The organism is bacterium (assembly GCA_024228115.1).
Lineage (GTDB): Bacteria > Myxococcota_A > UBA9160 > UBA9160 > UBA6930.
On record JAAETT010000613.1, the window covers coordinates 1 to 10,177 of the forward strand.

The 10,177-nt window shown below is 60.7% G+C and carries 4 protein-coding genes and 1 pseudogene; 4 read left to right on the top strand and 1 reads right to left on the bottom strand.

Features of this window, described 5'->3' with window-relative positions; translation table 11 throughout:
* Positions 1-87 precede the first annotated feature (87 nt).
* Positions 88-618 carry a hypothetical protein gene (locus GY937_25695; protein ID MCP5060111.1) on the bottom strand — a complete coding sequence of 177 codons (531 nt, stop codon included), beginning with the start codon at positions 616-618 and terminating at the stop codon, positions 88-90.
* 864 nt (positions 619-1,482) lie between these two features.
* Here GY937_25695 and GY937_25700 point away from each other — a divergent pair.
* The 4 genes and pseudogenes from GY937_25700 to GY937_25715 all read left to right on the top strand — a co-directional run bounded on the left by GY937_25700 (position 1,483) and on the right by GY937_25715 (position 10,177).
* Positions 1,483-2,058, top strand: a complete 576-nt coding sequence (locus GY937_25700) for a hypothetical protein (GenBank protein MCP5060112.1) — start codon at positions 1,483-1,485, stop codon at positions 2,056-2,058.
* A gap of 61 nt (positions 2,059-2,119) precedes the next feature.
* Complete coding sequence (locus tag GY937_25705; protein ID MCP5060113.1) at positions 2,120-8,740, top strand: hypothetical protein; 6,621 nt, start codon at positions 2,120-2,122, stop codon at positions 8,738-8,740.
* The gene (locus tag GY937_25710) at positions 8,740-9,135 is read left to right on the top strand and encodes a barstar family protein (protein MCP5060114.1); all 396 of its coding nucleotides are present in this window, start codon (positions 8,740-8,742) and stop codon (positions 9,133-9,135) included. Before GY937_25705 ends, GY937_25710 begins: the two co-directional genes overlap by 1 nt.
* A gap of 895 nt (positions 9,136-10,030) precedes the next feature.
* A pseudogene (locus tag GY937_25715) lies at positions 10,031-10,177 on the top strand (transposase family protein).

A 10,177-nucleotide genomic window follows, 5' to 3' on the forward strand; every position in this document is an offset into this window, starting at 1 on the left:
AACCGGTCGAGAATCTCCCGCCACTCCTCGCTCGACCGCCTCACCTTCCCGTTCGCTTGCACCCGCATGCCGCCTCCTCCCGGATTGTCATGCGGTGGGTCTACATCTCGCCGGCGAGCCCGGGAAGAACGGCGATATCCGACCGCTTACACCAAGATCCCCGCCTGCCAGCATCAGCACCAGTCCGTCGACGCCTTCCTCGAGCACCGTGAGGGGGAACGCTGCAAGTCCGCCGAGGCTCATGCCCACGACCACGACACAGTCCTTCCCGGTGCTGAACTCGCGGGTGGCTGCGCGACCTGCACGCACTCGTTCCTCCATGAGTTCGATCCAATCTTCGGCGGTTGGGTCGTCTCCCAGGGCACGGGAGGGCGGAAGAAGTGCTGCGACCTCCAGGCCTTTCGAGCTGAGTGAGCGCGCGGCTAGCTCCGCAACGCGGCTTCGGCCTTCAAGGTGAGGCAACCAGAACACAACCGGACCGGACGCTTCGACCTGAATCGCGCGGAAACGAAAATTTGGACCGGAGACCACACGGTACTTGGCGTCCAGCGCAGGTACTGGAGCGAATCGCCACAGGCCGCCTTCCGACCATGACCACGCCAGCTCACGTACGGACATTCGCTCACCTGGCTCCAGCAGGTCAGCTCGCCCCACCCCAGGGTGCCCAACCAGAAACGCCGAGACGAGAAAACCGAAGAAGAGCACCTGACACCGAAGGGCGGAGTGTCTCGGATCAGAGACGCGTACCGATTTGACACCGTTCATCGCCGGTTTCCTAGCCCACCTACACCGGAATCCCGCAGCTGGGGCCATGGCTTGATTCTCTACGCGCTTGCAGATCCAGCTCAGCACGAGTGTTGAAATGGGATCTCGCCGGGAGTTTCCGGCGTTTCTCGCCCCGCAATGGGATCCGCCGTCTTCGCGGTGGGTGCGAGTGCTGATGAACGAGGTCGCGCATTCGATGAACCATCTGCGAGGGGCACCCACGTTACAACCGCTCCTCCTTGGAAGTCCAGGCGGCTCGCGTTCGGTGGTTCGCCTTGGCTGGCCTCGGATCGAGGCCATTTCCGAGGCTGGTACAGGGTTCATAGGTCCGGTCTACGCGGCCCGCGCGTTCGTCGGCAACACGCAAGCACGGATCGCGCAGGCACGACGCTGCGACTGCTCGCGGCCTTTGACGTTCCCATCAGCAATCCGGTGCAACTCCCAACCAACGATCCGGTGAAACCCTAACCGATTCAGGAGATACGAATCCTGAGGTAATCATGAAGTTCTCTTCCGTTGCGTTCTGACAGCCAGGGCAATCCTAGAACCACAGATCGGGTACGGCGGATTGCTGTTTGGCTCGTCGGGGAGAGGTTGTTTTCTTTCGAGTCGATTTTTCCATCGACTTGCAATTCACTTCGAGGTACAACGGGACTCCGTTGTGTTAGTTGAAGGGACTGGACCCCCAAAATGGGGTGACCAACAAAGGGGCAACTGATGCGAATTGGTACAGGGGTGCTCGCCTGGTGCATGTTCGTTGGGATCTCGAGCGCGGCCATCGCGGAGACATTGGCCCTCGATCATCTCTCCTTCGTCCATTTCGAGGGAGCGTCGAAGGACTTTCAGGTTCCAGGCGGGTCCATCGAGCTCACGCTGAAGCAGGTCTCTCCGGACGAATGGTCAGTTCGCGTCGATCCGTCTGGCCTGAGTATTCCTGAGATCACGTATCCAAGTGGAAAGCGAGCAAAGTGGAGCATGTCCTCGGGCGCAGCTGGCAGTTTGAAGCGTGGACCATCCGGGTTTGATCTTGAGATCGACGTCGTGGCAAGCATCAAGGTTGCGGGCTCCAAGGGCCTGACAACCTTCCCTTTGCATTTCACGTCGAAGTCCACGAGTTCGACCCGAGGGAAGGTAGAGGCAAGCCGACAGGGTGTGCCTTTGGACCCCGCATCCGGGTATGTCCAGCTCGTTGCGTCCGCCGTCAATGGCGATTTCGCACCGACTGCACCCGGGAAGCCCTTCTACGTCGTTCTCAGCGGCCAGATCACGGGCCTTTCCGCAAAGGTGCGATAGCCGCTCGCACGCACCCTTCTTTCATTCGTTCTGGACACAGAATTTCAGCTGGAGTCTCCCCTTGCATCTCCGACGCGCGCTTCACGGCCTTCTCACGTTCCTGCTCGTCTTCCAGCCGCTCCTTGGCCCGACCGCTGCGCTGGCCACCATCGACGACTCTTCGCAGTTCTCCAGCCGGCTCGGACGGCCGAATCCAACGAACCGAGGCCCGGCGTCGGCCACTTCTTCGCTCTTCACAGGCGACGCCGTCCACGAGATTCCCATAGACGTCCCGCAAGACCCGGGAGGAATGACGCCCCGGCTGGCGCTCAGGTACAACAGTGGTTCCCGGAGCGATTCCTGGGTGGGATACGGCTGGAGCCTTGGAGCGTCTTCGATTCGCCGTTCTCTGCGCGACGGTACGCCGCGATATTCGGATGCTGGTTTCTGCTCTGCCAACCCGACGGTCTCGTGTGATCCGACAGCCCCAGATCCGTGCCCTCAGGATCTCGTCTACTACGGGTCTGGAAGCTCGGCACAGACGTACAAGACCTACTGCGAAAAGCGGGATCAGTACGAGCTGGACGGACAGCTTCTCGTCTTCGAAGGAACATCCGGCAACATCGACACGTACCGAACCCGGAGCGAGTCGTTCGCGAAGATCGAGCTAGATGTTGCGAACAACTACTGGAGGGTTACGACGAAAGATGGCATCGAGCGAACGTACGGCTGGAGGGACGGCCAAGCTGTCCCGACCGCGCATGTGGAGAAGAGTGCAGGGCTGACATTCGAGTGGTTGGTCGCACGTGAGGAAGATCCACATGGGAATCAAATCGACTACGTCTATCAGCACGACAACGGATACGCGTTCCTTGACGAGGTCACCTACGGCCAACTCGCCGGTGATGGCTGGCGAATCGATTTCGTCTTGGAGCCCGGGCCAGACTCGAGGATCCTCGGCACGGCTCGAGATAGCTACCGCGCAGGGTTTCTTCAGCGGCTAGCGGTCCAGTTGAAGGAGGTCGTCGTCGAGGGCGGGAACGGAGAACGGATCCGCCGCTACGAGCCGGCTTACTCGAAGAGTGCCGAGTCTGGACGACTTCTCTTGGACTCGGTTGTTGTCCACGGAACCACCGACGGATCGCAAGGTGGTACCACGCCCGCGACGGAGACGCGTTTCACGTACAGCACGAACACCAACTCACCCGTGCCGAGATTCGTTGGTGATACGAGCTGGGTTTTCTACGATGCGGCAGGCGACCCCGTACAAGCGCCAAGTATTACCTGGAATGGGTATTACACGGGAACGATCCTTGCGGATATGAATGGCGATGGCCTGCCCGATGTCTACAGCTCTACCACGAATGGCTCGGTTCTGTATCTCAATACCGGCCAATCGTTTACGGCGCAGCACTCTCATCCTCTGCCCCTTGCGGGGTCACCTGCAGTCCCGGTAGTGCTTGCGGCCAAGTACGACAATAAGTGGCACCAAACAGCCTGGCTAGCCTCGGATCTCACCAGGGATGGCCGCCCGGACTTCATCGCTTCCACTCACTATTTCAAGAGTGGTGGAAGCGGGGTAGTCCACCTTCACGGATCCGAGTTCATCGTGAGCACGCCGAATGGATGGCAGAGTCAAACTTGGCCGGGATATAGCCTGCTGGGAACGGCGAGACTTACTGTCAATCGACAGCAGGGTCTGGGCCCTCGAACTGGTACTACGGAAGGAAATGTTGTCGTAGCAGACCTCAATGGTGATGGTCTGCCAGAGCTGAATTTGCGAGGTCAGGCCAGGGTGGACAGGAAGAACGCCCCGGGAACCTATTTGACCTGGACCTCGGATAGCTATGCAGCCAACCTTGGCGGAGGATCGTTCGGCAATCCGCCAATGGCGAGTGCGGGCGTCTCGGGATCGAACGGGTTCTTTCTCTACTCAGATCGCTACCGAGTACCTTGTTCGCACTCGCAGCACCAAGACAGGTGTGTCTATGGCCTCAACAACGCGATTGGCAGTGCGCTCTTCAATTTTTGGATCATGGAGCGTCGAGGATTGGTATTCGGCGATGTCAACTCCGACGGGTTGGCTGACTACGGATACTCGCGGCACTACGTTTCTCAGCCGCACAACCCCGTTCTGCCGGCAGAGAACTGGTTCCGGCTCAACCACGGGGATGGGACTTTTTCTACCAGTGCAAGCACCGGCTGGCAGCTTCCGGAGTACATGATCGGGGATGGTGGCGCGAGCCACCATGACAAGGGGATTCGGCTCGTCGACGTCAACGGCGACGGTCAACTTGATGTGCTCCGGGGTGATGCCAATGGTTCAGGGAACCCGATCTATCGCGCATGGCTGAATGACGGTGAAGTTGTTCAGCTCCCTGCCTCTGCCTGGGTTCGCAATGACGACTGGGCCCCCGCGAATGTCTTTGTTCACAACAACGGTTCGGATAGTGGTGTCCGCCTGGGGGACATCAACGGCGATGGCCTGGTGGACTCCTTCGTCTCGAACCACAACGGCTCGGGTGTGACCATCAACCAAGGCCGTGTTCCCGACCTGCTGACCGACATCGAGCATCCTCTCGGTGGGACGACCTACCTGGACTATTCCAGTTCGACCGACTTCATCGAGTCCGGCTCGCAATTCCCTCATACCGATGGGGTGGGAAGCGTGCACGGGCGTCTTCCTTTTCCGAAACAGGTCGTTTCGGCCATCGAAACAGACGACGGCCGCGGCGGCGCGATTGGCCGCACCGAGTACGCCTACTACGAGGGAGCCTACGACCCGGTCGAGGGTGAGTTCCTTGGTTTCGGGCGTGTCGAGGTGGCCGAAGGCGAAGGGCCGGCCGCGAGCTTCCAGGGTGTGCGTGAGCGAATTCACCATTTCCACCAGGAAGTAGAACTGCTTGGCGTCCCGAAACGAACGAAGATCAGCCAGATCAGCGGCGCCAGCACGACAATTCTCGAAGAAACCTCCATCAAGTACCGCCCCGACAATCTGGCAACAAAGGGATTCGAAGCGCTCCCGGAGTGCACGACCAAGACCCAGTACGACCCTGCCAACAGCAGTGTGTTCCGCCGGACTGCGACGCATGTGGAGAACTACGATATCGACGGCAACCCGCTCGAAATCGTCGCCCTGGGTCTCGTTTCGGACGAAGACTGCACGGATGTCGTGAGCGACGTACCAAGACGAACCTCCCTCCAGTACGCGTCGGATCCCAACGGCCGAATCCGTGATCGGGTGAGTCGGCGCGAGCGCTCAGAGGGTTCGACCGTGATCCGCAGGACGGATTTCCTCTACGATGGCCAGGTCTTAGGGAGCCTGGGCACGAAGGGCGAGCTGACCTCGCAGATCGAAATCGAAGACATATCGTCCGGAATCGCCGGCCCGACGACCACGTTCACGTACACGGCATTTGGTGCGCCCGCCATCACCGTCAATCCGCGGGAAAACGCAGGCGAACTCGGTACGGGCGAGGGGAGGACCATCACGACCTACACCCCGCCGGCTGGCCAACCTGCTTTCGGCTACCCGGCGCTCTCCGTCAACGGTCTGAGTCACGTCACCGCGACAGCCTACCAATCGGATTCGATCTGCACGGCCTACCCCAATGCGGCGGGCCTTCCGGCAGTTCAGGCCGATCCCAATCTCGTCGAGACGGTCCGCTGCTACGACGTCCTCGGGCGCCCCACTGTGGAGGACGTTCGGCAGTCCGGAACGGTCTACGCCCACAAGACTTGGGCTTACGACGATACACCGTGCGACGGAAGCGGTTGCACTGCCTCCGTCACCGAATCCGTGCAGGTCGCTACTGGCGGTTCATCTCGGTCCACCACGACTCTGCTGGACGGCTTCGGTCGCCCGATCGAGACCCAGACCGACGGACCCATGCACGGCGGTTCTGAAGCGACTTCGATCGTCAAAGGCACACGCTATGACGGTCTTGGCCGCGTCGCGGCGGAGACGATCCCGAAGTTCGGGGGATTGGCAACCGAGGAAACGCTCTACGAGTACGACGGACTCGATCGCGTCACGAAAGTCACTCGGCCGGGGACCGGCCGGATCTGGAACACGACGTACGGTGCTGACTCTACGTTGGTCGCCGACCCAATCGGCATTCAGCGGAAGACCGTGCAGAACGGGTTCGGTGAGGCGAGTTCCGTCGAGAGCCCTCTCGACAACGCGACCACGTTCAGTTACAACGGGGCTGGCGAGCTGGAGCACGTCACTCCTCCGACTGGCGCGAACGACGTGTTGACGATTGCGTACGACGACCTAGGCCGTCGTACGTCGGTGGACGACCCCGACCGAGGATTGATCCAGTTCACGGCATACGATGCGAACGGCAACCTCCTGGTCCAGGACGGTCCGGAGTCGGGAACTGTAGATGCCGTCACCTGGACCTACGATCCGCTTGACCGGCCGAAGACGCGCCTGGGTTCCGGGATTAGCGACAGCTGGTTCTACGATGATCCGGCGGTGTCCAATTCGATCGGCCGCGCCACCTTCATCAGTGCCTCTGGTGTCTACGATACACATGTCGGCAGCTACCACCCGCTGGGCATGGTGGCTACACGCCAGCAGGGCGCGCTCGGCTTCTCGTTCACCTATAACATGCTGGGTGACCTCATTGGGGAGCAGGTTCCCACGGGGACCCAGCTCACGTGGACGCGAGATGCCTTGGGCTACGTCACCGGCGTCTCCGACCCGGACGGCGACTACGCCACCGGCGTCGAATGGGACGCGCTACTTCGCATTGCGAAGTGGACCGCCGGCAACGGTGTTCCGACCGAGATCGAACTCGAAGGGACCAGCTCCGGCTCCTACACGGGACGCGCAAGCAAGATCGACATCGGTGCGACAGGATCGCTCGCCAGCCGAGACTACACCTACTGGGCCAACGACTTCGTGCTGATGATCAACGACTCGGCACAAACCAAGAACTGGGCCTTCGCCTACGACAACGTGGGAAGGCTCAAGAGCGCTTTCGGGCCCTACGGACCTACGTTGGGTAGCCAAACCCTTCACTACGGCTACGACACTCTCGGCAACTTGACCTGCCAGGATGCCACCGCCCCAACTTCGGGAGGTAGCTGCACGGGTGGTGTCGCCTCGGTCTACGCCGGCACTCGGCCTCACGCCCCAAGCCAGATCGGCGCCGATGCCGTCACCTACGATGCCGACGGCAACCTGGAGGCCCTCGGTAGCCGCGGATACGACTACGACCCCCTGGGCCGCTTGGGGACCGTTCAGGACTCGAGCGTCAACACGGCCCTCTACAACTACCACGCCGACGGCGACCTCGGTCACCTCCGCTACTACACCGGCGGTACCCTCACGACCAACCTCCATCGCGTGGCCCCCGAGTTCGAGTACAACATCACGGACCAGGAAGGCATCATCCACGTCCAGCTGGGTGACCAGACGATCGCCACGCGCACCATCCCGAACTTCAACCCTGGTACTCCACCCTGCGCTGGCGTCCTCCCCGCCATCTACGGCGACTACGCCCCCTGGTACCACTTCCTCCCCTGCCTCCTCCTAGGCCTCCTGGCCCTGGCGATTCGGGCGGGGAGAAGAGCGGCGCCCTATGCGACAAGGCGACGGTTGGCAGCAGCCGCGATGGTTCTCCTGCACCTCATCGCCTATGGCATCCCGACCGGCGTGCTGCTGGCCCCGGAGCCGGCCCACGCCACCGTCCCCTCGAACACGCGTTTCTACCACACGGATCACCTCGGCAGCACCGTGGTGATGACCTTCTGGGACGGAGCCACGCCGCAGACGAGTTACTACCGGCCTTTTGGCCAGGCAGCGACCGGAGGCGGCGCCACATTGCCCGAGGACTTCGGCTTTACGGGGCAGCGCTTCGAAGACGAGGTTGGGCTCTACGACTACGGGGCCCGGTGGTATGACCCGGCTCTTGGCCGCTTCCTGCAGCCCGATTCGATCGTTCCGGACCCTGCCGACCCCATGAGTTGGAACCCGTACTCGTATGTGCGGAACAACCCGGTCAACCGGATCGATCCGACTGGGAACGAAGACAGGGGATCATACCTTTCTGTTGGACAACCAAGTTTCTTCGGCTCCCTCATCGGTGGCTTTCGGGAAGCGGGAATCCGAGGGGTATCGTGGGGACTCTCGCGATTCCTCGACCAGCAGGCCGCCTCGAACCTCGACGCCTCGGAGAATATCTGGCGAAACTTCTACCAGAGCAGCTATTCCAGCCCGGATGATTTCCAGTCGGCGTTCCAGCGCACAAGCCTTCGGTCGGGCGGTCTTCGCGTTGGTTCTGCTTTCGCCTCGTTGGGTGCCGGTTTCACAGAGCCTCCGAATATCGGTGAAGCGGTCTTCTATCTTGCAACAGGAGGCGCCGGTGCGATCGAGCAGCGCTTTCTTCGAGGTGCGTCGAAGGCGGGGAAGCGGCTGCTACCTTTCCGAGATTCGGATCGGCTACAGGAGGTGAACAGAACTCTTGATCGCATCGAGTCGAGTGGCCCCTTCCCCTATAGGCGGGATGGGATTGTATTCCGGAATGACCAGGGAAGGCTGCCAGAGGGGAACTACCGAGAGTACACGGTCGAAACTCCAGGGGCACCCAATCGCGGCGCACGCCGTGTCGTCGTTGATCAGGACAGTGCCCGGAGCTTCTACACCGACGATCACTACGGATCGTTCACCGAGATTGATCCGAGGAGGCGCTAATGGCGCGGCCTGATCTGATGACCGCGTCCTGTCGATGCGTGCATTTCACCGATGAGGAAGAATTTGGGGCGGTTGTGACAACAGCCGATGGCTCGGGTCTATTGCTGATGGAGTGTGACGTCTCCAATGTCTCTGGGGACGATTCGCTCTTCCGGAAGCTTGCATCCGCGATGTCATTTCCTGACTACTTCGGAGGAAACTGGGACGCAGTTGACGAATGTCTCCGGGACTTGGAATGGCTCTCGGGCAAGGGCTATGTATTGTTGGTTCGGAACTCCCACCAACTTTGGAGTACTTCCCCTGGTTCGGCCGGATCCCTGATTGAATCGTGGCTGTTTTGCGCCGAAGAGTGGGCATCGAAGGGTGTGCCATTCCACCTAGTCTTCCTCTTGTGACGAAATACGTTGTTCCACGGGCACGTTCGTGCCTTCGATCAGCTACCGCCGCCAATGCAAAGCAAACTGATCCGATCGGGTCAGGTAACACATCGAGGCAGGATACTCACGGACTGATGGCGGGAACCTACCAAGAGCCGCTCCCGATCCGGCGCGAGGACGCCGAGCAAGCGTTCAAGTCGGGGAACTCCAACGATATCTGCGATGCACTGCTCGCCGTTTCATACCACGACTCCAACTGGCGCTGGGTCTCGGTGTTTGGAGTTTTGCAAGCATGGCAGTGCCGAGGTGCGTGGACTGGCTGCAACATGTCTCGGACATCTCGCTCGAATACACGGCGAACTTGAGCTTGATACAGTCCTGCCTGTTTTGAAGGAGCTGCGCACCGACGATGAAGTTGGCGACCGAGCACAAGATGCGATCGACGACATAGCGATGTTCTTGCGCGAGTAGAGGCGGGGCGTACATTTTCTTGCGATAGGAGCCACTGGTGTGATCGAGCAGCGCTTTCTTCGGGGTGTGGCGAGTTGGGGATGATGTCTACTCGTTGACACCGCAAGAGGAAAAGCGCCTGCCTGGAGCACGATTCGAGCACGCTACTGGAAGAACCAAGGAGCCGTGCCCAATGCAAGTGAACGCTGGGGAGCAGGCAACGTCGATCGGATGCAGCGTGGGCTTGCTCCACAACGCCACAATTACGACAAGGGAGGGCTTGAGTCGATGGAGCTGAGCCACGAACCGATCCCGTTGCGCGAAGGCGGGAATCCTTCGTCCCGCGATGGCCCCAGGATCACAGCGCTGTGGACCCCTATCGGAGGCCTGGCTACTGAAATGGAAGTGAACCTTGCCGATCTGCTAGCACAATCTCGAGGGGCTCCCGTCCTTCACGGTGCGCTCAAGGTGCACGGCACAGCTCCTCGCCGATCTCGGCATCACGCGATCGCTCTCCCGGCCGCGCGTCTCGGACGACAATCCGTTCTCGGAAGCGCAGTTCAAGACGCTGAAGTACCACCCCGGCTTCCCGGGACGATTCCAAGACCAG